The 24,566-nt window shown below is 69.8% G+C and carries 23 protein-coding genes, 1 pseudogene and 1 riboswitch; of the genes and pseudogenes, 20 read left to right on the forward strand and 4 right to left on the reverse strand.

The window, feature by feature from the left end; translation table 11 throughout:
* From lepB (ACFXPL_RS27870) to ACFXPL_RS27920, 11 genes are all read left to right on the forward strand, one after another.
* The coding region (gene lepB, locus ACFXPL_RS27870) for a signal peptidase I (protein ID WP_384924693.1) at window positions 1-767 on the forward strand (767 nt) is incomplete at its 5' end.
* Window positions 760-1,824 (forward strand): signal peptidase I, encoded by a 1,065-nt coding sequence (gene lepB, locus ACFXPL_RS27875; RefSeq protein ID WP_384924695.1) that lies wholly within the window; start codon window positions 760-762, stop codon window positions 1,822-1,824. The genes lepB (ACFXPL_RS27870) and lepB (ACFXPL_RS27875), both read left to right, overlap by 8 nt.
* Entirely contained in the window at window positions 1,746-2,666 is a 921-nt protein-coding gene (gene lepB, locus ACFXPL_RS27880) for a signal peptidase I (RefSeq protein WP_384924759.1), read from the forward strand. The genes lepB (ACFXPL_RS27875) and lepB (ACFXPL_RS27880) overlap by 79 nt, the downstream gene beginning before the upstream one ends.
* A 42-nt stretch (window positions 2,667-2,708) precedes the next feature.
* Window positions 2,709-3,470: a signal peptidase I gene (lepB, locus tag ACFXPL_RS27885; protein WP_384924697.1), complete on the forward strand. Its 762-nt coding sequence runs from the start codon at window positions 2,709-2,711 to the stop codon at window positions 3,468-3,470.
* Window positions 3,460-3,987 (forward strand): NUDIX hydrolase, encoded by a 528-nt coding sequence (locus ACFXPL_RS27890; RefSeq protein WP_384924699.1) that lies wholly within the window; start codon window positions 3,460-3,462, stop codon window positions 3,985-3,987. Before lepB (ACFXPL_RS27885) ends, ACFXPL_RS27890 begins: the two co-directional genes overlap by 11 nt.
* 54 nt (window positions 3,988-4,041) lie before the next feature.
* Window positions 4,042-4,350, forward strand: coding sequence for a DUF2469 domain-containing protein (locus ACFXPL_RS27895; protein WP_014675276.1), 309 nt, complete (start codon window positions 4,042-4,044; stop codon window positions 4,348-4,350).
* A gap of 164 nt (window positions 4,351-4,514) precedes the next feature.
* The gene (locus ACFXPL_RS27900) at window positions 4,515-4,892 is read left to right on the forward strand and encodes a YraN family protein (protein ID WP_384924701.1); all 378 of its coding nucleotides are present in this window, start codon (window positions 4,515-4,517) and stop codon (window positions 4,890-4,892) included.
* The gene (locus tag ACFXPL_RS27905) at window positions 4,892-6,517 is read left to right on the forward strand and encodes a YifB family Mg chelatase-like AAA ATPase (RefSeq protein ID WP_384924703.1); all 1,626 of its coding nucleotides are present in this window, start codon (window positions 4,892-4,894) and stop codon (window positions 6,515-6,517) included. Before ACFXPL_RS27900 ends, ACFXPL_RS27905 begins: the two co-directional genes overlap by 1 nt.
* A complete protein-coding gene (dprA, locus tag ACFXPL_RS27910; RefSeq protein ID WP_384924705.1) occupies window positions 6,514-7,689 on the forward strand; it encodes a DNA-processing protein DprA in 1,176 nt (391 codons plus the stop codon). The genes ACFXPL_RS27905 and dprA overlap by 4 nt, the downstream gene beginning before the upstream one ends.
* A gap of 253 nt (window positions 7,690-7,942) precedes the next feature.
* Window positions 7,943-8,779 carry an RNA polymerase sigma factor WhiG gene (gene whiG / locus ACFXPL_RS27915; RefSeq protein WP_384924707.1) on the forward strand — a complete coding sequence of 279 codons (837 nt, stop codon included), beginning with the start codon at window positions 7,943-7,945 and terminating at the stop codon, window positions 8,777-8,779.
* Between the two features lie 79 nt (window positions 8,780-8,858).
* Window positions 8,859-9,398 (forward strand): TetR/AcrR family transcriptional regulator, encoded by a 540-nt coding sequence (locus tag ACFXPL_RS27920; RefSeq protein ID WP_384924761.1) that lies wholly within the window; start codon window positions 8,859-8,861, stop codon window positions 9,396-9,398.
* 262 nt (window positions 9,399-9,660) lie between these two features.
* Here ACFXPL_RS27920 and ACFXPL_RS27925 read toward each other — a convergent pair.
* Window positions 9,661-10,344: pseudogene (locus ACFXPL_RS27925) on the reverse strand (peptidoglycan DD-metalloendopeptidase family protein); the annotation flags it as partial.
* Between the two features lie 287 nt (window positions 10,345-10,631).
* Between ACFXPL_RS27925 and rpsB the strand changes: the two are divergent.
* The 9 genes from rpsB to ACFXPL_RS27970 all read left to right on the forward strand — a co-directional run bounded on the left by rpsB (window position 10,632) and on the right by ACFXPL_RS27970 (window position 20,659).
* Complete coding sequence (rpsB, locus tag ACFXPL_RS27930) at window positions 10,632-11,573, forward strand: 30S ribosomal protein S2 (protein WP_384924709.1); 942 nt, start codon at window positions 10,632-10,634, stop codon at window positions 11,571-11,573.
* Between the two features lie 93 nt (window positions 11,574-11,666).
* Entirely contained in the window at window positions 11,667-12,503 is an 837-nt protein-coding gene (gene tsf / locus ACFXPL_RS27935; protein WP_384924711.1) for a translation elongation factor Ts, read from the forward strand.
* Between the two features lie 179 nt (window positions 12,504-12,682).
* Window positions 12,683-13,447, forward strand: coding sequence for a UMP kinase (gene pyrH, locus ACFXPL_RS27940; RefSeq protein ID WP_384924713.1), 765 nt, complete (start codon window positions 12,683-12,685; stop codon window positions 13,445-13,447).
* A gap of 127 nt (window positions 13,448-13,574) precedes the next feature.
* On the forward strand, window positions 13,575-14,132 hold the full coding sequence (gene frr, locus ACFXPL_RS27945) for a ribosome recycling factor (RefSeq protein WP_046499668.1): 558 nt from the start codon (window positions 13,575-13,577) through the stop codon (window positions 14,130-14,132).
* Window positions 14,132-15,199, forward strand: a complete 1,068-nt coding sequence (locus ACFXPL_RS27950) for a phosphatidate cytidylyltransferase (protein ID WP_384924715.1) — start codon at window positions 14,132-14,134, stop codon at window positions 15,197-15,199. Before frr ends, ACFXPL_RS27950 begins: the two co-directional genes overlap by 1 nt.
* A 116-nt stretch (window positions 15,200-15,315) precedes the next feature.
* A complete protein-coding gene (rlmN, locus tag ACFXPL_RS27955; protein WP_384924717.1) occupies window positions 15,316-16,422 on the forward strand; it encodes a 23S rRNA (adenine(2503)-C(2))-methyltransferase RlmN in 1,107 nt (368 codons plus the stop codon).
* A 39-nt stretch (window positions 16,423-16,461) separates the two neighbouring features.
* Window positions 16,462-16,587, forward strand: a riboswitch (TPP riboswitch).
* 90 nt (window positions 16,588-16,677) lie between these two features.
* Complete coding sequence (locus ACFXPL_RS27960; RefSeq protein ID WP_384924719.1) at window positions 16,678-17,802, forward strand: thiamine ABC transporter substrate binding subunit; 1,125 nt, start codon at window positions 16,678-16,680, stop codon at window positions 17,800-17,802.
* Between the two features lie 173 nt (window positions 17,803-17,975).
* Complete coding sequence (locus ACFXPL_RS27965) at window positions 17,976-19,589, forward strand: ABC transporter permease (protein WP_384924763.1); 1,614 nt, start codon at window positions 17,976-17,978, stop codon at window positions 19,587-19,589.
* Window positions 19,589-20,659, forward strand: a complete 1,071-nt coding sequence (locus tag ACFXPL_RS27970) for an ABC transporter ATP-binding protein (protein ID WP_384924721.1) — start codon at window positions 19,589-19,591, stop codon at window positions 20,657-20,659. The genes ACFXPL_RS27965 and ACFXPL_RS27970 overlap by 1 nt, the downstream gene beginning before the upstream one ends.
* Before the next feature lie 435 nt (window positions 20,660-21,094).
* On the opposite strand, the gene ACFXPL_RS27975 is transcribed toward ACFXPL_RS27970, so the two are convergent.
* The 3 genes from ACFXPL_RS27975 to ACFXPL_RS27985 all read right to left on the reverse strand — a co-directional run bounded on the left by ACFXPL_RS27975 (window position 21,095) and on the right by ACFXPL_RS27985 (window position 24,553).
* On the reverse strand, window positions 21,095-22,222 hold the full coding sequence (locus ACFXPL_RS27975; RefSeq protein ID WP_384924723.1) for an LOG family protein: 1,128 nt from the start codon (window positions 22,220-22,222) through the stop codon (window positions 21,095-21,097).
* A gap of 277 nt (window positions 22,223-22,499) precedes the next feature.
* On the reverse strand, window positions 22,500-23,843 hold the full coding sequence (locus ACFXPL_RS27980) for a hypothetical protein (protein ID WP_384924725.1): 1,344 nt from the start codon (window positions 23,841-23,843) through the stop codon (window positions 22,500-22,502).
* On the reverse strand, window positions 23,825-24,553 hold the full coding sequence (locus tag ACFXPL_RS27985; protein WP_384924727.1) for an ABC transporter ATP-binding protein: 729 nt from the start codon (window positions 24,551-24,553) through the stop codon (window positions 23,825-23,827). The genes ACFXPL_RS27980 and ACFXPL_RS27985 overlap by 19 nt, the downstream gene beginning before the upstream one ends.
* Between the last annotated feature and the right edge of the window lie 13 nt (window positions 24,554-24,566).

Raw genomic sequence — 24,566 nt, forward strand, 5'->3', positions numbered from 1 at the left:
ACCGCTCTTCCGATACCCCCACGGGGGCGGAAGAGCGGTCGCGCTTCTCGCGTTCTCCCCGGCTCGGCAGGGGGGCCCGGGACACGGCGGAGAGATCGTGGCTCTCCTGGCGCCGTACGGGGCTCCTCGGCCTCTTCTGCACGGTCTTCGTGCTGTTCTTCAGCGCATTCGTACTCCAGCCATTTCTGATCCCCAGTGGCTCGATGGAACCCACCCTCCGCGTCGGGGACCGCGTACTCGTCAACAAGTTGGCGTACCGTTCCGGTACCGCGCCGCAGCGTGGTGACGTGATCGTCTTCGACGGCACCGGGTCCTTCGTACAGGAGCCGCCCCGCGAGAACCCCGTCACCTGGCTGCTGCACGGGGCGGCCGCGGCCCTCGGTCTCGCCGAGCCCGCCGAGACCGATTTCGTCAAGCGCGTGGTCGGTGTGGGGGGTGACCGTGTGGTCTGCTGCGACAAGGGGGGCAGGGTCGAGGTGAACGGCCGGGCCGTTGACGAGCGGTACGTGTACGCCGGCGACGCGCCCTCCCGCGTGCCTTTCGACATCGTCGTACCCGACGGAACCCTGTGGGTGATGGGCGATCATCGCAGTAATTCGCGTGACTCCCGGGATCATCTCGGAGAGCCGGGAGGCGGGATGGTGCCCGTGGAGAGAGTGATCGGTAGGGCGGACTGGATCGGCTGGCCCATGGGCCGCTGGTCCGTCCTGGAGCACACCGACGCCTTCCGTGAGGTCTCGGGGCCGGGGAGCGGGGCCCATGGGTAAGCGTGGACGACCTGCGAATCACGGATACGACACCAGACTGCCGACCGGCTCCAGGCCCACCACCGGGCGGGCGCTGCCGGGCCGGGCGGAGCGGCGCAAACTCGCCAGGAAGGTGAAGCGGCGCCGCAGCAGGTCCGCGGCCAAGGAGATCCCGCTGCTGATCACGGTGGCGCTCTTGATCGCCGTCGTACTCAAGACGTTCCTGGTGCAAGCTTTCGTGATCCCTTCGGGATCCATGGAGCAGACGATCAGGATCAGCGACCGGGTGCTGGTGGACAAACTGACCCCCTGGTTCGGCTCCAAGCCGCAGCGCGGCGACGTCGTGGTCTTCAAGGACCCGGGTAACTGGCTCCAGGACGAGCAGCCCCAGCCGGACAACTCCCCAGTGGTGGTCAAGCAGCTCAAGGAAGGGCTGTCCGCGATCGGGCTGCTGCCGTCCGCCGACGACAAGGACCTGATCAAGCGGGTCGTCGCGGTCGGCGGTGACACCGTCAAGTGCTGTGACGTCAACGGCAAGGTGACCGTCAACGGCATGCCCCTCACCGAGCAGTACCTGAACCCCGGCAACGCGCCCTCCACGATCCCCTTCGAGGTGCAGGTCCCCGCCGGACGCATCTTCGTCATGGGCGACCACCGCTCCAATTCAGCCGATTCCCGCTTCCATCTCCAGGAGGAGTACAGCGGGACGGTCTCCGAGGCCGGGGTTGTGGGCCGCGCGGTCGTCATCGCCTGGCCGCTCGACCACTGGAGCGGACTGGAGCAGCGGTCGACCTTCGCTTCCGTACCCGACGCGCGTGCCGCGCCGACCACGGCGGCCGGACCGTCGAATAGTCTGTCTTCCCAGGATCGAAACGGATTGGTCCGGCTCCCGACCCCTGCGGAACTCCCGCTCGTTATGGGAGTGGTGGGCCTGTCCCTCCTTCGGGACAGGCGATCACACAGAGTATTCGCGCGGAGTAAGGAGTGGATGTGGGGGATGTGGCGGTCGGCGCACGATCCGGACACGACGATCCCGAGGAGGGACGCGAGCAGCTCGCCGAGTCGCCCGAAGACGTGACGGACGAGCCGGCGGAACGGCGGGGCGACGGCGGGGACGGACCGGACGGAGACGGCGCGACAGCGCCGAAGAAGCCGCGTTCCTTCTGGAAGGAACTGCCCCTCCTGATCGGGATCGCGCTTCTTCTCGCCTTCCTGATCAAGGCTTTCCTGGTCCAGGCGTTCTCGATCCCCTCGGACTCGATGCAGGACACGCTGCAGCGCGGCGACCGGGTGCTGGTGGACAAGCTCACACCATGGTTCGGGTCCGAACCGCAGCGCGGAGAGGTCGTCGTCTTCAACGACCCGGGCGGCTGGCTTGACGGCGCCGAGACCCCCGAACCGAACGTGGTGCAGCGGGCCCTCGGCCTCATCGGGCTGATGCCGTCCTCCGACGAGAAGGACCTGATCAAGCGGGTCATCGCGGTCGGCGGCGACACGGTGGAATGCAAAAAGGGCGGAAAGGTTCACGTCAACGGCCACGCGCTGAACGAGACGGACTACATCTACCCGGGCAACACCCCCTGTGACGACGAGCCCTTCGGCCCGATCAACGTGCCCAAGGGCAGCATCTGGGTGATGGGTGACCACCGGCAGAATTCGCTGGACTCCCGCTACCACCAGGAGCTTCCCGGTAACGGTACGGTCGAGAACTCGAAAGTCGTGGGCCGCGCCTTCGTCGTCGCCTGGCCGGTCAACCGGTGGTCGCTGCTCCCGGTGCCCGGCACGTTCGACCAGTCCGGGCTGAATACGGCGGCCTCCGTTGCGGCGGCCGCGACCCCGGGGGCGCTCGCCCTGGCCGGAGCTGCGCCGATCGTGCTGTGGCGCAGAAGGAGGCTGACCCGCCGGAGTACCGCCGGGTAGGGTGCCATCCCAGATCGTTCTCCGAACGGGGGGAGTGCTGGGATGAGCACAACAGAACGTAAGAACAGCGGCCACGGCCGCCTCGACAGTGTGCTGTCGGGGCTGGCCGTGGCCGTCGGCTGTGTGCTCTTCCTCGGAGGGTTCGTCTGGGCGGCGGTCGAGTACCGGCCGTACACCGTGCCCACCAACTCGATGGACCCGACCGTGAAGGCGGGGGACCGGGTGCTGGCCCAGCGGATCTCCGGCGGCGACGTACGCCGTGGGGACGTGGTCGTCTTCACCGACTCCGAGTGGGGTGACCTGCCGATGGTCAAGCGTGTGGTCGGCGTCGGCGGTGACACGATCTCCTGCTGCGACGCCTCCGGCCGGCTGACCGTCAACGGCAAACCGGTCGAGGAGCCCTACGTGCGGGGCATGCTCGGCGGACGGGCCTCCCTGACCGATTTCGACGCGACCGTGCCTGAGGGGCAGCTCTTCCTGCTCGGCGACGAGCGCAGCGGATCGCTGGACTCCCGCGTCCACCTCCAGGACCCCACGCAGGGCTCGGTGCCGCGCACGGCGGTGGACGCGCGCGTGGACGCCGTGGCCTGGCCGCTGGGCGGCATGATCGGGCGGCCCGCGGCCTTCGCCGCGCTGCCGGGCGGCGTGTCCGCTCCCGGACCGCTGGAACCGCTCGTCGCGGCCGTGGTGGGCGGTGCGCTCCTGATCTTCGGGGGCGCGGCGTACGGGCCGGTCGTGCAGCTGATCTCGAAGAGGCGCCGGAGCGACACCCGTGGGGACGGAGCGTCCGCACATGTCGCCTGACGACCGGTGCGGGGCAGAGGCCGACGCGGAGGCGCGCCCGTTCAGGAAAGTGGCGCGGGTGGTGCTGCTCGACCCCGAGGACCGCATTCTGCTGATGCACGGGTACGAGCCGAGCGATCCAGCCCGCCAATGGTGGTTCACACCCGGCGGAGGCCTGGAGGCCGACGAGAGCCGCGAGGAGGCCGCGCTGCGCGAGCTGGCGGAGGAGACGGGGATCACACAGGTGGAGCTGGGGCCCGTGCTGTGGCGCCGTCTCTGCTCCTTCCCGTTCGACGGCCTCCGCTGGGATCAGGACGAGTGGTACTTCCTGGCACGTACGCCGCGGACCGAGGCCTCCCTCGGTGACCTCACCGACCTGGAACGACGCAGCGTCGCGGGGCTGAGGTGGTGGACCTCCGCCGAACTGTCGGCGGCGCGTGAGACGGTGTATCCGACCAGGCTCGCCGAGCTGCTGCGCACGCTGCTCGACGAGGGTCCCCCGGGCGCGCCGGTGGACCTCGCGCCCGAGCACGTCTAGCGGCGCGGGGGCCGGAGCACAATAGGGGCACGTACGGCTGAAGGGGAACATGCCATGAGCGCCGAGGACCTCGAAAAGTACGAGACCGAGATGGAGCTGAAGCTCTACCGGGAGTACCGCGATGTCGTCGGTCTGTTCAAATACGTGATCGAGACCGAGCGTCGTTTCTATCTCACCAACGACTACGAGATGCAGGTGCACTCAGTTCAGGGTGAGGTGTTTTTCGAGGTCACCATGGCGGATGCCTGGGTCTGGGACATGTACAGGCCGGCCCGCTTCGTCAAGCAGGTGCGGGTACTCACGTTCAAGGACGTGAATATCGAGGAGCTGAACAAGAGCGATCTCGAACTGCCCGGCGGCTGAAACGGGTGAGGTCGGCTCGTCGGATGATGAGCCCGGCCCTCGGCGTTGAAGACTCGGATATCACTCGGACGGGTGGCCGAGTTATCCACACTCGATGAGTTTTCCACCAAGATCCACCCGGATCGGGAGATCGCGTCAGAGTCGGTGCCGGAGGTGGTGCCGAGATGAACGCGACGGGGGCACTGGGAAGGTACGGCGAGAATCTCGCGGCGCGGCGACTGGTCGCGGCGGGGATGATCGTGCTGGCCCGCAATTGGCGGTGCGGCAGGACGGGTGAGATCGACATCGTCGCCCGGGACAGTGACACGCAGGGCCGGGAGACGCTGGTCGTCTGTGAGGTCAAGACGCGCACAGTGGGTGCGTTCGAACATCCGATGGCCGCGGTCACGCCGGAGAAGGCCGATCGGCTGAGGCGGCTCGCCGCCTGCTGGCTGGACCGGCACGGCGGCCCGCCGCCCGGCGGCGTACGGATCGACCTGGTCGGGGTGGTACTGCCCCGGCGGGGCGCTCCCGAGGTCGAGCACGCGCGGGGGGTGGCCTGATGGGATTCGCACGTGCCTGTTCGGTCGCCCTGGTGGGCGTCGAGGGTGTGGTCGTCGAGGTCCAGGCCGACCTGGAGCCCGGCGTGGCCGCCTTCACCCTGGTCGGGCTGCCGGACAAGAGCCTGGTGGAGAGCCGCGACCGGGTCAGGGCCGCCATCGTCAACTCCGGCGAGGAGTGGCCGCAGAAGAAGCTCACGGTGGGGCTCAGCCCCGCCTCCGTACCCAAGAGCGGCAGCGGCTTCGATCTCGCGGTGGCCTGCTCCGTCCTCGGCGCGGCCGAGCGCATCGATCCCAAGGTGATCGCCGACCTGGTGCTCATCGGGGAGCTGGGCCTGGACGGACGGGTCCGCCCGGTGCGCGGGGTGCTGCCCGCGGTGCTCGCGGCGGCCGAGACCGGATATCGCCAGGTCGTTGTCCCCGAGCAGACCGCGGGCGAGGCGTCGCTCGTGCCGGGAGTCTCCGTACTCGGGGTACGGAGCCTGCGCCAGCTCATCGCCGTACTCACCGGCGGGGCGGTTCCGGACGAGCCGCAGGAGCCTGCGCAGGGCCGTCCTGACGCCATGCTGGCGGGGCTGACGGTGCCCGGAGCCGGAGTGGGTACCGGTCTCGCCACAGGCGCGGCGGGTGGTGGCCACCGACCGGACCTCGCGGACGTGGCGGGCCAGGCCGCCGCCCGCACCGCGCTCGAGGTATCCGCGGCGGGCGGACATCATCTGCTGCTCCAGGGGCCGCCGGGCGCGGGCAAGACCATGCTCGCCGAGCGCCTGCCCGCCGTTCTGCCGCCGCTGACCGAAAAGGAATCCCTGGAGGTCACCGCGGTCCACTCGGTCGCGGGGATCCTCCCACCGGGCGAACCGCTGGTGCACACGCCGCCGTACTGCGCACCGCACCACTCGGCGACGATGCAGTCACTGGTCGGCGGCGGGAACGGGCTGCCACGGCCCGGCGCGGTCTCGTTGGCCCACCGCGGCGTGCTTTTTCTGGACGAAGCGCCAGAATTCTCCGGACGGGCGCTGGACGCCCTACGGCAGCCCCTGGAATCGGGCCATGTGGTCGTGGCGCGCAGTGCGGGGGTGGTGCGGCTGCCGGCGCGCTTCCTGATGGTTCTCGCGGCCAACCCCTGCCCCTGTGGACGGCACACCCTGAACGGCGCCGGATGCGAGTGCCCGCCCGCGGTGATCCGCCGCTACCAGTCACGGCTCTCCGGTCCGCTTCTCGACCGCGTCGACCTGCGGGTGAATGTCCAGCCGGTCAGCCGGGCGGATCTCCTCGGACAGGGCGGCCGGAGCGAGTCGACGGCGGCGGTCACCGCACGGGTGCGGGAGGCCAGGGCGCGGTCAGCGGCCCGGCTGGACGGCACGCCCTGGTCGGTCAACAGCGAGGTTCCCGGACATGAGCTGCGGACCCGCTGGCCCGTCGCCTCCGGAGCGCTCGGAGCGGCGGAACGGGACCTGGAGCGCGGGCTGCTCACCGCACGTGGGATCGACCGGGTCCTGAGAGTGGCATGGACGGTCGCGGACCTCGCCGGGTGCGACCGGCCGGAAGCCTGTCACGTCGACCTCGCCCTGCAACTGCGCACGGGCATCGCCCGGGGCGCCAAGGCCGCGGCGGGAGGCGTCTCATGACGGCCGTAGGCCCCCAGGAGCGACTGGCGCGCGCCGCGCTCACCCGTGTCCTCGAACCGGGCGACGAACAGGGCGGCCGGTGGCTGCGCACGTTCGGTGCCGCCGGACTGCTGGACCTGTTCGGCTCGTCGGCCGGTGCGCGGGACACCGTACGCGGGCAGCTCGCCGGAGCCACCGAGCGGCGGCTCGACGGCTACCGTGCCCGAGCGGCGCGGGCCGTGCCCGAGCGCGATCTGTCGGCGATCACCGCGGTCGGCGGCCGGTTCGTCTGTCCCGGCGATGCGGAGTGGCCCAGCCAGCTCGACGACCTCGGCCCGGCCCGGCCCATCGGCCTGTGGATCCGCGGCCGGCCGGATCTGCGGATCTGGTCCCTGCGCTCCGTCGCGGTCGTCGGGGCCCGGGCGTGTACTCCGTACGGGGCACATATGGCGGCGTCTCTCAGCTCCGGTCTCGCCGAGCGCGGCTGGGTGGTGACCTCGGGGGCCGCGTTCGGCGTCGACGGGGCGGCCCACCGCGGCGCCCTGGCGGCCGACGGGGCGACCGTCGCCGTGCTCGCCTGCGGTGTTGACGTGGTCTACCCGCCGGGCCACGCCGAGTTGGTCGGCCGGATCGCAGAACAGGGCCTGGTCATCGGCGAATTACCGCCGGGTGACCATCCGACCCGCAGCAGGTTCGTGCTGCGCAACCGCGTCATCGCCGCGCTCACCCGGGGGACCGTCGTGGTGGAGGCGGAGTACCGCAGCGGCTCCCTCGTCACGGCGCGCTGCGCACAGCGGCTCGGCCGCTTCACGATGGGCGTTCCAGGACCCGCGACCAGCGGGCTCTCCGCCGGGGTGCACGAACTGCTGCGCGGCGAAGGCGTGCTGGTCACGGACGCTGCCGAAGTGGTCGAACTCGTCGGAGACATAGGAGACCTGGCCCCGGCCCGCAGGGGCCCTGTGCTCCCCAGGGATCTCCTCGATCCGGTCAGCGCCCGGGTCCTTGAGGCGCTGCCGGCCCGGGGCGCCGCCGACGGGCGGGAGATCGCGCGGGTTGCCGGAACGACGGCGGACGAGACGCTCGGCAGGCTGTACGAACTCCACTCGTTGGGGTTCGTCGAACGGCACGGCGACCGATGGCAGTTGGCCTCCCGGACCACGCAGGAGACCCTCGCGCGGCGAGGCGGTGCTTGATCTGGAGCATTCGGGTGAAAGGGTGAGAGCGATGATCCTCGAACCGCTGTCGGCGACTCCCGTCAGGCCGGTGCCCGGACAGGACCTGGCGGGGGCGGCGCCCGATCGAATGTGTGGCCGACGGCATCCACCGGAGTGGACTCGGTCGTCCACTCCTCGCGCAGCGCGATGCTCCAGTCACGCTACGCTCACCTGGACTCCGGTCCAGCGAGATGTCCCCCGCACTTCACGGCAGAACGGCTCAAGGCGACGCATGCCCCAGCACACCTCCGGGTCTGACCGCGCGGCAGCGCCCCCGGCTGCCCGGAGCGCCGTGCGTTCCCCCGCGCCCTCGTCACTCAACGAGCTGTGGCGGTCCTACAAGAGCACGGGCGACAGCCGGCTGCGTGAACAGCTCATCCTCCACTACTCGCCGCTGGTGAAGTATGTCGCGGGCCGGGTCAGCGTCGGCCTGCCCGCCAACGTCGAGCAGGCGGACTTCGTCTCCTCCGGGGTCTTCGGACTCATCGACGCGATCGAGAAGTTCGACATCGAGCGGTCGATCAAGTTCGAGACCTACGCGATCACCCGGATCCGCGGGGCCATGATCGACGAACTCCGGGCACTGGACTGGATCCCGCGCTCCGTACGGCAGAAGGCGCGAGCCGTCGAGCGCGCCTACGCCACTCTGGAAGCCCAGCTCAGGCGTACCCCCACCGAGGGGGAGGTGGCCGCGGAGATGGGCATCGCGTTGGAGGAACTGCATGCGGTTTTCAGCCAGTTGTCCCTGGCGAACGTCGTGGCGCTGGAGGAGCTGCTCCATGTCGGCGGCGAGGGGGGCGAGCGGCTCAGCCTCATGGACACTCTGGAGGACACCGCCGCCGACAATCCGGTGGAGGTCGCCGAGGACCGTGAGCTGAGACGGTTGCTGGCGCGCGCGATCAACACCCTTCCCGACCGGGAGAAAACTGTGGTCACGCTCTACTACTACGAGGGGCTGACCCTCGCCGAGATCGGGAATGTGCTTGGTGTGACCGAGAGCAGGGTCAGTCAGATCCACACAAAATCCGTGCTCCAACTGCGGGCCAAGCTGGCCGACGTCGGACGCTGAGGCTGTGCTGTCGCGGTCGCATCCGTAAAGTGGATGTGTGCCAAGGATTCGAGCGGCCTCCGTGGCCGAGCACCGGACCATGCAACGCGGCGCCCTGCTGGACGCCGCGCGCTCCCTCCTGTCCGAAGGCGGTACGGAGGCGCTGACCTTCCCCGCCCTCGCCGAGCGCACGGGCCTCGCCAGGTCCTCGGTCTACGAATACTTCCGCTCGCGCGCCGCTGTCGTGGAGGAGCTGTGTGCGGTCGACTTTCCGGTCTGGGCGGCGGAGGTCGAAACGGCCATGGCCGGCGCGGACACCCCCGAGGCTAAGGTCGAGGCGTACGTACGGCAGCAGCTCGCCCTGGTGGGTGACCGGCGCCACCGCGCGGTCGTCGCCATCTCCGCGAGCGAACTGGACGCCGGGGCCAGGGAGAAGATCCGTGCTGCGCACGGTGGCCTGATCGCCATGATCGTCGAAGCCCTGGCCGAACTGGGCCACGAGCGGCCCCGGCTGGCGGCGATGTTGCTCCAGGGCGTGGTGGACGCGGCGGTCCGCCGTATCGAGCTCGGCGCGGCGGAGGCCCCACCGGAGATCGCCGAGGCGGCCGTGTCCATGGCGCTGCGTGGTGTACGGGGCTGAGTCCGGCGGCGCTCACGACGCCCCGCACCGCACGGCGTGCCCGCCCGGATGCGTGGTTGACGTGATCGTCGGCGGTACGTCGACGCCCCGGTCGGCAGGCAAGGGCCGCCACTGCCAGCAGCAACAGCGCGTACGGCCCGTACGCGTCGTACGGGGCGCAGTACCCCCCGGCCGGGACCGCCCCCGGGATCGCGCCCGGAGCCGGCCCCACGGGCCTGGTCGGCCCCGCTGACCCAACCGCGGTCGTGATGGTCGACGCTTTGGGTTCCGGCGCTTCGAGCACCGGCAGCAGCCGGGCAGGGCCCCGCCGGAGCAGGCCAGGCGGCAGCAGCGACAGCGGGTCCAGATAGGTCTCCCCTCGCAGCAGCCCCCAGTGGAGGCAGGCCGTCGGGCAGTGGGAAGGACCGGCCGCCAGTACCCCGACCACTTGGCCCGCGACGACCTGGTCACCCTTTCTGACCAGCGGTTCCACCGGTTCGTAGGTGGTACGCAGAGATGGATGGCCCGTGCCGGGCAGGGTGATCGACACGACTCCGCGCCCCGCCACCGGGCCCGCGAAGGAGACTCGCCCCGACGCGGCGGCGCGTACGGGGGCACCTGCGGGCGCCCCGAGGTCAACCCCGCGGTGACCGGGCCCGTATCCCGTCGCCGGCGGCTGCCAGCCGCGCAGCACCGTGGGCCGCGAGCCCACCGGCCAGGACCGGCGGCCGTCCGGGACGTCGGGCGGAGCGGCGGACGGAAGGTCGGGAGGGGGCTCGGAGGGCGCGGGTGTTCCGGCAGGGGCGGGCGTAGGGGCGGCGGAGCCGTGAGGCGCCCAGAGCAGCCCCACGACGAGCGTGAGGGCCAGCGTGACGGCGGGGGTGAAGGATGGCTTGCGGATCTGCGCTCCGGCACGGGCGAGCAGGCGCGGGAACAGTGAACGGCGGGTGACGCGCTGGGTGATCATGCGATACACCGTGGACCCGAACGGCGCGACCGCGCTGATCATGAACCGGATCTGTGGACAACTGGCCGGTTGTGGATAACGCCGTCACCCGAGGGTGCGAAGGTCCCGTACACTTCTTGTGGCGATCCGGGTCACCGGGTCGACTTCGCACGCCTCGTCATCGGCCTCTTCGCGCCGATGCCAGCGCTTCTCGGTCTCGGGCTTTCCCGTGGCACAGCGCAGTCGAGGCGTCAGGCGCGACTGCCGTCCGGCGGACGCGACAACCGAGTACCTCAAGGAGTACGGCCATGGCCGTCGTCACGATGCGGGAGCTGCTGGAAAGCGGCGTCCACTTCGGTCACCAGACCCGTCGTTGGAACCCGAAGATGAAGCGCTTCATCTTCACGGAGCGCAACGGCATCTACATCATCGACCTGCTCCAGTCGCTGTCGTACATCGACCGCGCTTACGAGTTCGTCAAGGAGACCGTCGCCCACGGCGGTTCCATCATGTTCGTCGGTACGAAGAAGCAGGCGCAGGAAGCTATCGCCGAGCAGGCGACGCGCGTGGGCATGCCCTACGTCAACCAGCGCTGGCTGGGCGGCATGCTCACCAACTTCTCCACCGTCTACAAGCGCCTTCAGCGTCTGAAGGAGCTTGAGCAGATCGACTTCGAGGACGTGGCCGCCTCCGGCCTCACCAAGAAGGAGCTGCTGGTCCTCTCCCGCGAGAAGGCCAAGCTGGAGAAGACCCTCGGTGGTATCCGCGAAATGCAGAAGGTGCCCAGCGCCGTCTGGATTGTCGACACCAAGAAGGAGCACATCGCCGTCGGTGAGGCGCGCAAGCTCCACATCCCGGTCGTCGCGATCCTCGACACCAACTGCGACCCCGACGAGGTCGACTACAAGATCCCGGGCAACGACGACGCGATCCGCTCCGTCACCCTGCTCACCCGCGTGATCGCCGACGCCGTCGCCGAGGGCCTCATCGCCCGTTCCGGCGTCGCCACCGGTGACTCCAAGCCGGGCGAGAAGGCCGCCGGCGAGCCCCTCGCCGAGTGGGAGCGCGACCTGCTCGAGGGCGAGAAGAAGGACGACGCCGAGAAGCCGGCCGAGGTCACCACCGAGGCTCCGGCCGCGGAGGCCCCGGCTGCCGAGGCTCCGGCTGCCGAGGCTCCGGTCGTCGAGGCCGAGAAGCCGGCCGAGGCGCCCGCCACCGAGGCTCCGGCCGCGGACACCGAGCAGGCCTGACCTTCACCAGGTTCGGCAGTTGACGGCGGGGGCCCATCGGCCCCCGCCGTTCACCCGTAGATCTTTCAGACCTTCGAAAGAGAATTACAGATCATGGCGAACTTCACCGCCGCTGACGTCAAGAAGCTCCGTGAGCTCACCGGCGCCGGCATGATGGACTGCAAGAAGGCCCTGGAAGAGGCCGACGGCAGTGTCGACAAGGCCGTCGAGACGCTCCGCGTCAAGGGCCAGAAGGGCGTCGCCAAGCGCGAGGGCCGTTCGGCCGAGAATGGCGCTGTCGTCTCCCTCATCTCCGACGACAAGACCTCCGGCGTCCTCCTTGAGCTGAAGTGTGAGACGGACTTCGTCGCCAAGGGTGACAAGTTCCAGGCCGTGGCCAACACGCTCGCCGCCCACGTCGCGGCGACGTCCCCGGCTGACCTGGCCGCCCTGCTCGCCTCCGAGATCGAGGCCGGCAAGACCGTCCAGGCGTACGTGGACGAGGCGAACGCGAACCTGGGCGAGAAGATCGTCCTGGACCGCTTCGCGCAGTTCACCGGTGGCTACGTGGCCGCGTACATGCACCGCACCATGCCCGACCTCCCGCCGCAGGTCGGCGTGCTGGTCGAGCTGGACAAGGAAGACGCCCAGGTAGCCAAGGACGTCGCGCAGCACATCACCGCCTTCGCGCCGAAGTACCTCAACCGCGACGAGGTCCCGGCCGAGACGGTCGAGAAGGAGCGCCGCGTCGCCGAGGCCACCTCGCGCGAGGAGGGCAAGCCCGAGGCTGCCCTTCCGAAGATCATCGAGGGTCGCGTCAACGGCTTCTTCAAGGAGAACGTCGTTCTGGAGCAGGCTTTCGCGAAGGACAACAAGAAGTCCGTTCAGAAGATCCTGGACGAGGCCGGTGTCACCCTGAAGCGCTTCTCGCGCATCAAGGTCGGCGTCTGAGTCCGTACGCGATCAACCAAAGACCCCGATAGGGTCGGAGGCAGTCGCTCGCGTGTGCCTGACGGCATTACTTCGCAGGCGGCCGGGCGACCGCAGATCTGACGAGGAGGCCATTGCCGCACAGGGAACCGCAAGGACCCCGGCAATGGCCTTCTTCGTATGTGCACGAGGAGATCTCCATGGAACAGGCCGACAAGAGCGTCGAGAAGAGCGCCGACGGTGCGAAGCGCCGCTTCATGCTGAAGCTGTCCGGTGAGGCGTTCGCCGGCGGAGGTGCGCTCGGAGTCGATCCCGACGTCGTCCACGCCATCGCCCGCGAGATCGCCGCCGTCGTCCGCGACGGCGCCCAGATCGCGGTCGTCCTCGGCGGCGGGAACTTCTTCCGCGGCGCCGAACTCCAGCAGCGCGGCATGGACCGGGCCCGCTCCGACTACATGGGCATGCTCGGTACGGTCATGAACTGCCTGGCCCTTCAGGACTTCCTGGAGAAGGAAGGCATCGACTCCCGCGTCCAGACGGCCATCACCATGGGCCAGGTCGCGGAGCCGTATATCCCGCTGCGGGCCGTACGCCACCTGGAGAAGGGCCGCGTCGTCATCTTCGGCGCCGGTATGGGCATGCCGTACTTCTCCACCGACACCACCGCCGCGCAGCGCGCCCTGGAGATCGACGCCCAGGCGCTGCTGATGGGCAAGAACGGCGTGGACGGGGTGTACGACTCCGATCCCAAGACCAACCCCGACGCGGTCAAGTTCGACGCGCTCGAATACAGCGAGGTCATCGCCGGCGATCTGCGCGTCGCCGACATGACCGCGATCACGCTGTGCCAGGACAACCGGCTGCCGATCCTTGTCTTCGAATTGCTGAAGGAAGGCAATATCGCGCGTGCGGTCAAGGGTGAGAAGATCGGCACGCTCGTGAGCGACCAGGGCACCCGGGACTGATCCCGGGCTGCCCCGTACGGGGATGGACAGAGCCCTGCCGGTCGGACACCGTGCAGGACGAGACGCGACGCAGGTTCCGCCGGCCGGCAAGCATGCCGGGCCCACTCAAGACACGCAGGAGCAAGTGGTGATCGAAGAGACCCTCCTCGAGGCCGAGGAGAAGATGGAGAAGGCCGTCCTGGTCGCCAAAGACGACTTCGCCGCGATCCGCACCGGGCGTGCGCATCCGGCGATGTTCAACAAGATCGTGGCGGACTACTACGGTGCGCTCACCCCGATCAACCAGCTCGCCTCGTTCGCCGTGCCCGAGGCGCGGATGGCCGTGGTGACCCCGTTCGACAAGAGCGCGCTGCGCAACATCGAGCAGGCCATCCGGGACTCCGACCTCGGCGTCAACCCGAGCAACGACGGCAACATCATCCGGGTGGTGTTCCCTGAGTTGACCCAGGACCGTCGCAAGGAGTTCATCAAGGTCGCCAAGACCAAGGCCGAGGACTCGAAGATCTCCATTCGCGCCGTACGCCGCAAGGCCAAGGAGACCATCGACAAGCTGGTCAAGGACGGCGAGGTCGGCGAGGACGAGGGACGCCGCGCCGAGAAGGAGCTCGACGACACCACCGCGAAGTACGTCGCGCAGGTGGACGAGCTGCTCAAGCACAAGGAAGCCGAGCTGCTCGAAGTCTGATGAACGACTCTTCCCGGGGGGCCTTGCCGACAGCCGGTTACTGGGGACCGACCGACCAGGGGGTTGCCCCGGCGGGTCCCGCATACGATGAGCATTCCGCACAGCAGACTCGGCCCATGCCCATCGTGCCCGACGAACCCGCGAACGGCGGGGACCAGAACGACGACCGGGGGGCTGCTCGGCCGGGCGGCCCCCCGGCCCGCGACGAGACTCCGCAGGAGCCCATGGCCGTCCCCCCGCCGTCCCCGCCGAAGAAGCGGGCCGGTCGTGATCTTCGCGCGGCCATAGGAGTCGGTGTCGGGCTCGGCGCCGTGGTCGCGGCGTCGCTCTTCATCGTCAAGGCCGTGTTCATCGGTGTCATAGCGATCGCCGTGGTCGTGGGGTTGTGGGAGCTGACCTCGCGGCTCGACGAGAAAAAGGGCATCAAGGCACCGCTCGTACCGCTGGCCGTGGGCGGTGCCGCGATGGTCGTCGCCGGATACGCGCGCGGCGCGGAGGGCGCCTGGGTCGCGATGGCCCTCACTGCGCTCGCCGTGCTGATCTGGCGGATGACGGAGCCACCTGAGGGCTACCTCAAGGACGTCACCGCGGGGGTCTTCGCCGCGTTCTACGTGCCGTTCCTGGCGACCTTTGTCGCGATGATGCTCACGGCCGGGGACGGTTCGCAGCGTGTGCTGATGTTCCTCGTGCTGACCGTCGTCAGCGACACCGGCGCGTACGCCGTCGGCTGGCGCTTCGGTACGCACAAGCTCGCGCCGCGTATCAGCCCCGGCAAGACCTGGGAGGGGCTCGGCGGCGCCGTCACCTTCGCCATGGTGGCCGGCGCGCTTCTGATGGAGTTCCTGATCGACGGCGGCGCCTGGTGGCAGGGGCTGCTGATCGGTCTGGCCGTTGCGGCCAGTGCCACCCTCGGGGACCTGGGTGAGTCCATGATCAAGCGTGACCTCGGGATCAAGGACATGGGCACGCTGCTGCCGGGGCATGGCGGGATCATGGACCGGCTCGACTCGCTGCTGCCCACTGCGCCGGTCGTCTGGCTGCTCCTGGTGCTCTTCGTGGGGTCCTGACGGGACCCTGACCGCTCTGACGGGGTACGCCGCCCACGGGGGCGGCGTACCCCGTCGCTCGTGGCGGCGTACGGGGCAACAGGCCACGCGGCGTCGTCTGCGACACTGGACAGACCATGCCTGCACCCGGAGAACTCACTTTCGTCGCGCCCCGCGGAGCCAAGAAGCCCCCGCGGCATCTCGCCGACCTCACCCCCGCCGAGCGCCGCGAGGCCGTCGCCGCCATCGGGGAGAAGGCGTTCCGCGCCAAGCAACTGTCGCAGCACTACTTCGCGCGGTACGCGCACGACCCCGAGCAGTGGACGGACATCCCGGCCGCCGCGCGGCAGAAACTCGCGACGGAGTTGCTGCCCGACCTGATGTCGGTGGTGCGACACATCTCGTGCGACGACGACACGACCCGTAAGACGCTCTGGCGGCTGCACGACGGCACGCTCGTCGAGTCCGTACTGATGCGCTATCCCGACCGGGTCACCATGTGCATCTCGTCGCAGGCGGGCTGCGGGATGAACTGCCCCTTCTGTGCGACCGGACAGGCAGGTCTGGACCGCAATCTGTCCACTGCGGAGATCGTCCACCAGATCGTCGACGGGATGCGCGCGTTGCGCGACGGCGAGGTCCCTGGTGGCCCCGCACGGCTGTCCAACATCGTCTTCATGGGCATGGGTGAGCCTCTCGCCAACTACAAGCGCGTCGTAGGCGCGATCAGGCGGCTCACCGACCCTGAGCCGGACGGCCTGGGCATCTCGCAGCGTGGGATCACCGTCTCCACGGTCGGTCTGGTGCCCGCGATGCTGCGCTTCGCCGACGAGGGCTTCAAGTGCCGGCTCGCGGTCTCCCTGCACGCCCCCGATGATGAGCTGCGCGACACGCTCGTTCCGGTCAATACGCGCTGGAAGGTGCGGGAGGTGCTGGACGCCGCGTGGGAGTACGCGGAGAAGTCCGGCCGCCGGATCTCCATCGAGTACGCCCTGATCCGTGACATCAACGACCAGGCGTGGCGAGGCGACCGGCTGGGCCGGCTCCTCAAGGGCAAGCGGGTACACGTCAACCTGATCCCGCTCAATCCGACGCCGGGCTCGAAGTGGACGGCGTCACGCCCGGAGGACGAGAAGAAGTTCGTCGAGGCGATCGCGGCGCACGGCGTGCCGGTGACCGTACGCGACACGCGAGGTCAGGAGATCGACGGGGCGTGCGGACAGTTGGCCGCCACGGAGCGCTAGCGCGGCCTGGGGGTAACCTTGGCTCGAAACGCATTGCATATTTTCCGACAGGGGAGCGCCACAGCGCTGAGAGTGCGGCACATGTCCGTGAGAGCGGGCAGCGGTCGCAGACCCTCTGAACCTTGCCCAGGTCATTCTGGGTAGGAAGTTCGGACATCACTCAAGCTGTTGCGCCCTGCCCGAGGTCCGGTCCGTACAGACGACCGGCCCTGGGTGGGGCCGCGTCTTCTCCTGGACATCCCAGGAGGAAAACCAGTGGGCACCATCCGTACCCGTACCGGCGTCAGAAACGCGGCGTCCGCGGCGCTCGCCGCGGCACTCGGCATCGCGACCCTCGCGGCCTGCGGCGGCTCCGATGGCTCCGCGTCGTCCGGCGGCGGGAGGAGCGACGGCGCGCAGTCCAAAACCGTCACCCTCGTCAGCCACGACTCGTTCAACGCGTCCCCCGCGGTGCTGAAAGAGTTCACCAAGGAGACCGGCTACACCGTCAAGGTACTGAAGAGCGGCGATGCCGGCGAAGCACTCAACAAGGAGATCCTCACCAAGGGATCGCCCCAGGGCGACGTCTTCTTCGGCGTCGACAACACCCTGCTCTCCCGCGCCCTCGACAACGGTCTGTTCACGCCGTACGAGGCGAAGGGGCTGGACCGGGTCAACTCGACCGCGCGGCTCGACAAGGAGAAGCACCGGGTCACGCCGATCGATACCGGCGATATCTGTATCAATTATGACAAGAAGTATTTTGCGGACAAGAAGCTTGAGTCGCCGCAGTCCTTCGAAGACCTGATCAAGCCCCAGTACAAGAACCTCCTGGTCACCGAGAATGCCGCGACGTCCTCGCCCGGCCTCGGCTTCCTCCTGGGCACTGTCGCGCACTACGGGGACAACGGCTGGCAGGACTACTGGAAGAAGCTCAAGGCCAACGGTGTCCAGGTCGTCGACGGCTGGGAGCAGGCGTACAACGAGAGCTTCTCCGGCTCCGCGGGCGGCAAGAAGGCCAAGGGCGACCGGCCGCTGGTCGTCTCGTACGCCTCCAGCCCACCCGTCGAGGTGCTGTACGCGAAGCCGCAGCCCCAGGAGGCACCGACAGGGGTCTCCACAGGCACCTGCTTCCGGCAGACCGAGTTCGCGGGGCTGCTCGACGGTGCGAGGAACGTGGCCGGCGGCAAGGCCCTGCTGGACTTCCTGATCAGCGAGAAGTTCCAGGCGGACATGCCGCTGAACATGTTCGTCAACCCCGTGGTCAAGGGCGTCGCCCTGCCCGAACTGTTCACGAAGTTCGGCGCGACCGTGGACCGGCCGGAGACCGTCGCGCCTGACCGAATCGCCGCCGGCCGTGAGCAGTGGATCCAGTCGTGGTCCTCTCTCGTAGTGAAGTAACCGCAGGAGTGAAGGGCGGGTCGGCGGACGAGGACGACCTGGCCGGGCGAGGCACCTTGCGGCGCCGTGGCGGCGTACGGCGCCTCCTGCAGGGCGGTCTGCGGGGCGCTTTGCGAGGCGAGGAAGGGCGGGGGCGTGGTCGTGGGTACGGAAGCGTCGTGCGCCTCGCCCTCATGGCCGGGCCCCTCGCCTTCTTCGCGGTCTTCTTCGCCTATCCCGTGGCCGCGATCGTCGGCCGCGGCCTCAAGGCGGACGGTGCCTGGCAGTTCGGGCGCGTCGGCGACGTACTGAGCCGCCCAGACATCCTCGGCGTTCTGTGGTTCACCACATGGCAGGCGCTCGCCTCCACCGCGTTCACGCTGCTGATCGCACTGCCCGGCGGCTACGTCTTCGCACGCTTCACCTTTCCGGGGAAGCAACTCCTGCGCGCAGTGGTCACCGTGCCCTTCGTGCTGCCCACTGTTGTCGTCGGTACCGCCTTCCTGGCGCTTCTCGGGCGCGGTGGACTTCTTGACGACCTCTGGGGTGTACGGCTCGACACCACTGTCTGGGCGATCCTTCTTGCCCATGTCTTCTTCAACTACGCGGTGGTCGTACGCACCGTGGGCGGCCTGTGGTCACAGCTCGACCCGCGCCAGGAGGAAGCCGCGCGCGTCCTGGGCGCCGGACGCCTCGCGGCGTGGCGGCACGTGACCCTGCCCGCACTCGCCCCCGCAGTCGCCGCCGCCGCGCTGATGGTCTTCCTCTTCACATTCACCTCCTTCGGCGTCGTACAGATCCTCGGAGGACCCGGCTTCTCCACCCTCGAGGTCGAGATCTACCGGCAGACCGCGCAGCTCCTCGACCTGCCCACCGCGGCCGTGCTGACGCTCGTGCAGTTCGCGGCGGTCGGCGCGATTCTCGCCGTACACGCCGGGACCGTACGGAGGCGGGAAACCGCCCTGAAGCTCGTCGACCCGGCACAGACCGCGCGGCGGCCCCACGGAGCCGGGCAGTGGGCGCTGCTCGGTTGCGTGCTGGCGACTGTCGCGCTCCTGATCCTTTTGCCGCTGGGGGTGCTCGTCGAGCGCTCCCTCGACGGCCAAGGCGGTTACGGGTTCGCCTACTACCGGGCTCTCGCCTCGGCGGACGCGAGTGGTGGCACCTTCCTCGTGCCGCCGCTGGAGGCCGTCTGGAACTCGCTGCGGTACGCGTTGGTCGCCACGGCCATCGCGGTGGTGGTCGGCGGCCTCGCCGCCGCCGCGCTGACCCGCCGCGCCGGACGCCTCGTACGGGGCTTCGACGCCCTGCTGATGCTGCCGCTCGGCGTCTCCGCCGTGACCGTCGGTTTCGGCTTCCTGATCACGCTCGACAAACCGCCTCTCGATCTGCGGGCCTCGTGGATCCTCGTACCGCTCGCCCAGGCGCTGGTGGGTGTGCCCTTCGTCGTACGGACCATGCTGCCGGTGCTGCGCGCGGTGGACGGGCGGCTGCGCGAGGCGGCGGCCGTCCTCGGGGCGTCTCCGCTGCGCGCCTGGCGGGAAGTCGATCTGCCGTTGGTACGGCGGGCCACACTTGTTGCGGCAGGGTTCGCCTTCGCTGTCTCGCTCGGTGAGTTCGGTGCCACGGTCTTCATCGCGCGTCCCGACCGGCCGACGCTGCCGGTGGCCGTGGCGCGGCTGCTGAGCCGGCCCGGCGAGCTCAACTACGGGCAGGCGATGGCCCTGTCCACGGTTCTGATGGTGGTGTGCGCGGTGTCGCTGCTGGCGCTCGAACGTATCCGTACCGACCGCTCGGGAGAGTTCTGATGGCTTTGCTGACTCTGTCGGATGTGACCGTGCGGTTCGGCACCGGTCTCGGCACCGCCCCGCACGCCGCGCTCAACGCGGTCGATCTGGAAGTGGCCGAGCACGAGATCGTCTGTGTGCTCGGGCCGAGCGGAAGCGGCAAGTCGACACTGTTGCGCGTCGTAGCGGGCCTGCAGACTCCGGACGCCGGACGGATCTTCCTGGACGGCACCGACCAGTACGGGGTGCCGGTGCATCGACGTGGCGTCGGGCTGATGTTCCAGGATCACCAGCTCTTCCCGCAGCGTGACGTGGCGGGAAACGTCGCCTTCGGCCTGCGGATGCGCGGTGCGTCACGCGACGAGCAGTCCCGGCGGGTTGAGGAACTGCTTGGACTTGTGGGCCTGTCGGGCGCCGGACCGCGCGCCGTCGCCGCGCTCTCCGGCGGCGAGCAGCAGCGGGTTGCCCTGGCCCGGGCGCTCGCGCCCCAGCCGCGGCTGCTGATGCTGGACGAGCCGCTCGGTCAGTTGGACCGAAGCCTGCGCGAGCGTCTCGTGGTCGAACTGCGTGGCCTCTTCGGACGGCTCGGTACGACCGTGCTCGCCGTCACTCACGACCAGGGCGAGGCTTTCGCGCTCGCCGACCGTGTCGTGGTGATGCGCGACGGCCGCATCGCCCAGAGCGGCACACCGCTGGAGGTCTGGCAGCGGCCCGCCTCCGCGTTCGTGGCGCGGTTCCTCGGCTTCGACAACGTCGTCCCCGCGACCGTGGGCGACGAGGCCGCCGAAACCGCCTGGGGCCGGATCCCTGTACCGAAGGGCTCCGCGCGGGGGGAACGACTCCTCCTGGTACGGCCGGCCGGGGTACGGCTGGTCGACGCGGCGCAAGGGCTGCGCTGCACCGTCGAGGCCCGTACCTTCCGGGGCAGCCGCGTCGCCGTTCTACTGCGCCCCGACCGGCCCGGCGACGGGCCGGTCCTGGAGGCCGAGTGCGGGCTGCACGCCGCCCCGGCGGAGGGCACGACGGTAGGTGTCGCCTTCGCCGCCGAGGATGTGGTGGTCCTGAAGGAGCGGGACGAACACCCTGTATGAGGCGTACAGGCAGCGCCCTGAACCTCGCTCACGGAGTGCAGGTGACAGCGATGGAGAGGTTGTCTTCGTAGACGCTTTATCGGGTAATCGGGCCGTCCTTGTGCGCCACGATCCGCATGGCACGCATAGGTTCCTGAGAGGCGGTGTCTTTGAGGAGAAATCCGCCGTCCCCGGCGGCAGACGTGGCATTCATGTATTCGTCGAGGGCTGCTGCGACGCGTTGGCGCGAGGTCCTGCGCGCGCCTCTGTGCTGCGGCCGTTGTCTTGGTCATGCCCTGCCGCACGCGAAAGGGCGGACTGAAGGTAGACCGTGAGGCAGCCCAGGCGATGAGGCGGAAGCGCAGCTACGGGGCGGTGCGTGAGGAAGTGAGCGGGGGATCGTTGGTACGAGCGACCGGCCACGTTCCCGCGGTGAATCCCGCTTGCGTCCGGGCCTCAGGCCGTGCAGAGCCTGGCGAGCGCGGCAGGAGCCTCGTCCACCGAGTCGACGAGTGCGATCCGCGTCTCCATCGGGCGCTCCTTCGCCAGCGCTTGGAGCAGTGGCCACGTCGGGAGCCGCTCGGTCCAGTGGGCACGGTCGACCAGGACCATCGGGGTCGGCTCGCCCCGTGACTGGTAGTAGTTCGGCGTCGCGTTGTCGAAGATCTCCTGTACGGTGCCCGCCGCACCGGGCAGGAAGATCACCCCTGCGTTGGAGCGTGCCAGCAGGCCGTCCTCGCGGGTCGCGTTGGCGAAGTACTTGGCGATGTGGCCGGCGAAGGCGTTGGGCGGTTCGTGGCCGTAGAACCATGTGGGGATGCCGATGGAGTCGTCGCCCTTCGGCCAGCGCGCCCTGACCTCGAAAGCGGCCCGCGCCCACGCCGAGACGGAGGGGACGAACGACGGTGCCTCGGCGAGCATGTCGAGGGCTTGGTCCAGCATTTCGTCCGAGTGGGGAGCGGAGTACGCGCCGAGGTTCGCGGCCTCCATGGCGCCGGGACCGCCACCGGTGGCCACGGTCAGTCCCGCACGGGTGAGTGAGCGCCCGAGGCGTGCCGCACCGGCGTAGGCATCGGTGCCACGGGCCATCGCGTGCCCGCCCATGACGCCCACGACGCGCGCCCCGATCACGAGTTCGTCCAGGGCGTCGGAGATCGCGTCGTCGTGCACGGAGCGCAGCATGGACGCGAATATGTCGCCGTCGGCCTTGGTCCGCTGGAACCAGGCGTAGGCGAGGGCGTCGGGAGTGGCCTCGTAGCCGCCGTCCGAGAGGCCCTCGAAGAGTCGATCGGGGGAGTAGAGGAACCCCCGGTACGGGTCGAACGGCAGATTCGGCACGGGTGGGAAGACCATGGCACCGTCGGCGCGCACCTTGAACGCGGCGTCGGGCTCCATGGGGCAGCCCAGGAAGACGGCGTCGGCGGTATCGGCGCCGAGGAGTTCAGTCGTACGGGCCGTCAGATCGACGGACTGCACGCGATATCCACGGAGCGTCCCTTGGGTCTGCACGGTGAGGTCGAACTCGTCGAGGGACTCGATCTCGCGGTCCTGGTGGTGCGCGGTGGGCTGCTCGTCGTTCGACATGGGGTCACGATAGGGGATCCTCCTCGACCCGGTTCGCGAGGTGGGGGGCGGTAGCTGTGAGCTGAAGGGGATCGGCAAGGCGGGGTACGAGCGGGGGTGCCCTGTGGGCTTCGTACGCGGCGTACGGGGCGGTGGACGCCGCGACGCCACGGGACCTGCGGGGCGGCGTACGCCGCGGCCGGCAGGGGCGTACGCCGCACCGCCGGGCCGGATGGCGCGGGGCCGCCGCCCTCGCACCGTCCGCGCTCCTGCGGCGCGGCGTGCCTCAGTTTCGCGCCTACGTGGACAGCGGGATTGCGGCCAGCGCCGCCACGGCCCAGGTCAAGGGCACGAAGACCACCACCACAGTGGCCGCCCTTACCAGCACCGCCGTGCGCAGCAGCCCCGCCGGGGCGCCCGCGAGGCGGAGACTTTCCGTGGCCGAGGCCCGTGTCTGCCGCGCTTCCAAGGCCGCCGCCAGCACTGTGGCCGCCGTACAGCCGATGACCAGCGTCGCGCCGAGCGCCGTGAGCGGGCCGAAGGGGCGCTCGTCCGTGGGGCTGTACAGGGACGCCGCCGCGAACGTTCCCGACACCACCGCGCACAGCACGCCCAGTGGCCGGCCGATACGCCGCGACTCCGCCATCAAGGTCCGTCCGGCCAGCAGACGGAGCGCCCCGGGGCGCATGACCTGGAGCAGCCAGCCACAGAGATACGTGATGCCCGGACCGGCCAGCGCCAGACCGACGGCCGTCAGTGACCAGCCGGCCAGGACCGCGGCGGAGCTGCCGTCGAACTGACCGGGCAGCGGCAGCGCGGGGCCGCCTCCTCCGCGGCTCGCGTACGTCTCGACCGCGAGACCGGCCGCCGTGAACGCGACGCCCCAGGGAAGTCCCGCCGGCGCGGGTGCTGGATATGGCGCGGCTGCGGGCGCGGGTACGGGCGTGGCGGGAAGCGCAGACGTGGGCGTGGCTGTCCGCACCGCAACGGCGCTGTCGGCGGCAGGCGTGGTCGTCGTCGTGTCCGACGTTTCCGAGGCGGAAGCCGCCGCGGTGGGGGCACCGCCGCTGCTGCCGACGCTTGCCCCCGTCCGGGCCCTCGAAGCGCTCCGTACGGCGCCCGCGGCCTTCGACTCGACGCGGCTACGAGTTCGTAGAGCAAGCCCCGTCGCCATCGTTGCCAGGACGGGTGAGGCCGCCAGCAGCGTCAGCGCCGCGCCGAACGGTAGCGGTTGGCCGGCGGCCAGCAGGTCGGCCGCCTCACCGTCGAACGGCATGCCCGTCAGATCGCCGCGCAGATGCAGGAAGAACAACAGCGCCACCGAGCTGCCCAGCGTGCAGGAGATCGCGGTCGACGTCGCCCCCAGCACCGTGAGCCGCGCCGGGCCGAGGCCCACCGCCGACAGCCCGGACCGCGATCGGGTGCGCGGTTCGGCGCGTGCCACCGCGACGGCGAACTGCACCGTCGCCGCGAGCGGCACCAGACACCAGAGCAGCCGGACCGGCGACCCCGACGGATGGCCCATCGCCCAGCCGAGAGTGCACAAAAACAGGAAGCCGACACCCGCCGACGCCGCGACGACCAGCAGTCGTCGGAACAGGACCAGGGGGTGTGTGCCGCGGCCTAGACGGAGAGCGAGCACGAGGCCCGGCCTTCCGCCTCGGACGGCCGCGGCGAGTTGTCGCGCCGCCCGTCGACCAGTGTGACGGTGCGGTCGGCGAGCGTCGCGACCTCCGTGTCCAGGGTGGCGAGGACGACGGTGATCCGGTGTGAGCGCGCCGCGGTGGTCAGCGTACGGAGCACCTGCGCGCGGTCCGTACGGTGCAGCGGCGCCGTCGGCTCGTCGGCGAAGACGACCGAGGGCTCGGTGACCAGGGCGCGCGCGACGGCGACGCGCTGCTGCTGGGACCGGAAGAGGGCGTACGGCCGCTTACGGGCGCAGGGGCCGATGTCGAGGCGCTCCAGCCACTCCAAGGCAGTGGCCTTTGCGGCACGGTGCGACGTACCACGCATGAGCAGGGGCAGGGCGGCGTTCTCCCACGAGGTCAGCTCGGGAACGAGGGCCGGCTCGGGGCCGATCCAGCCGAAGCGGTCGCGGCGCAGGCGTTCCCGCAGCAGGGGGCTCATGGTGTGGACCGGCGAGCTGTTGAACCAGACCTCGCCCTGCTGCGGGACCAACTGCCCCGACAGGCATTGGAGCAGCGTCGTCTTGCCGCTGCCGCGCGAACCGTTCACGGCGAGGATCTCGCCTTCGCGCACGCCGAGCGAGACGCCGTCGAGCGCGGGCGATCCGTTGTGGGAGTAGTTCAGGGAACGCGCCCAGAGCACGTCGTTGTCCGGCGGGGCCACCATGGCGTACACCTCG

The sequence above is a fragment of the Streptomyces sp. NPDC059092 genome (assembly GCF_042756365.1).
Lineage (GTDB): Bacteria > Actinomycetota > Actinomycetes > Streptomycetales > Streptomycetaceae > Streptomyces.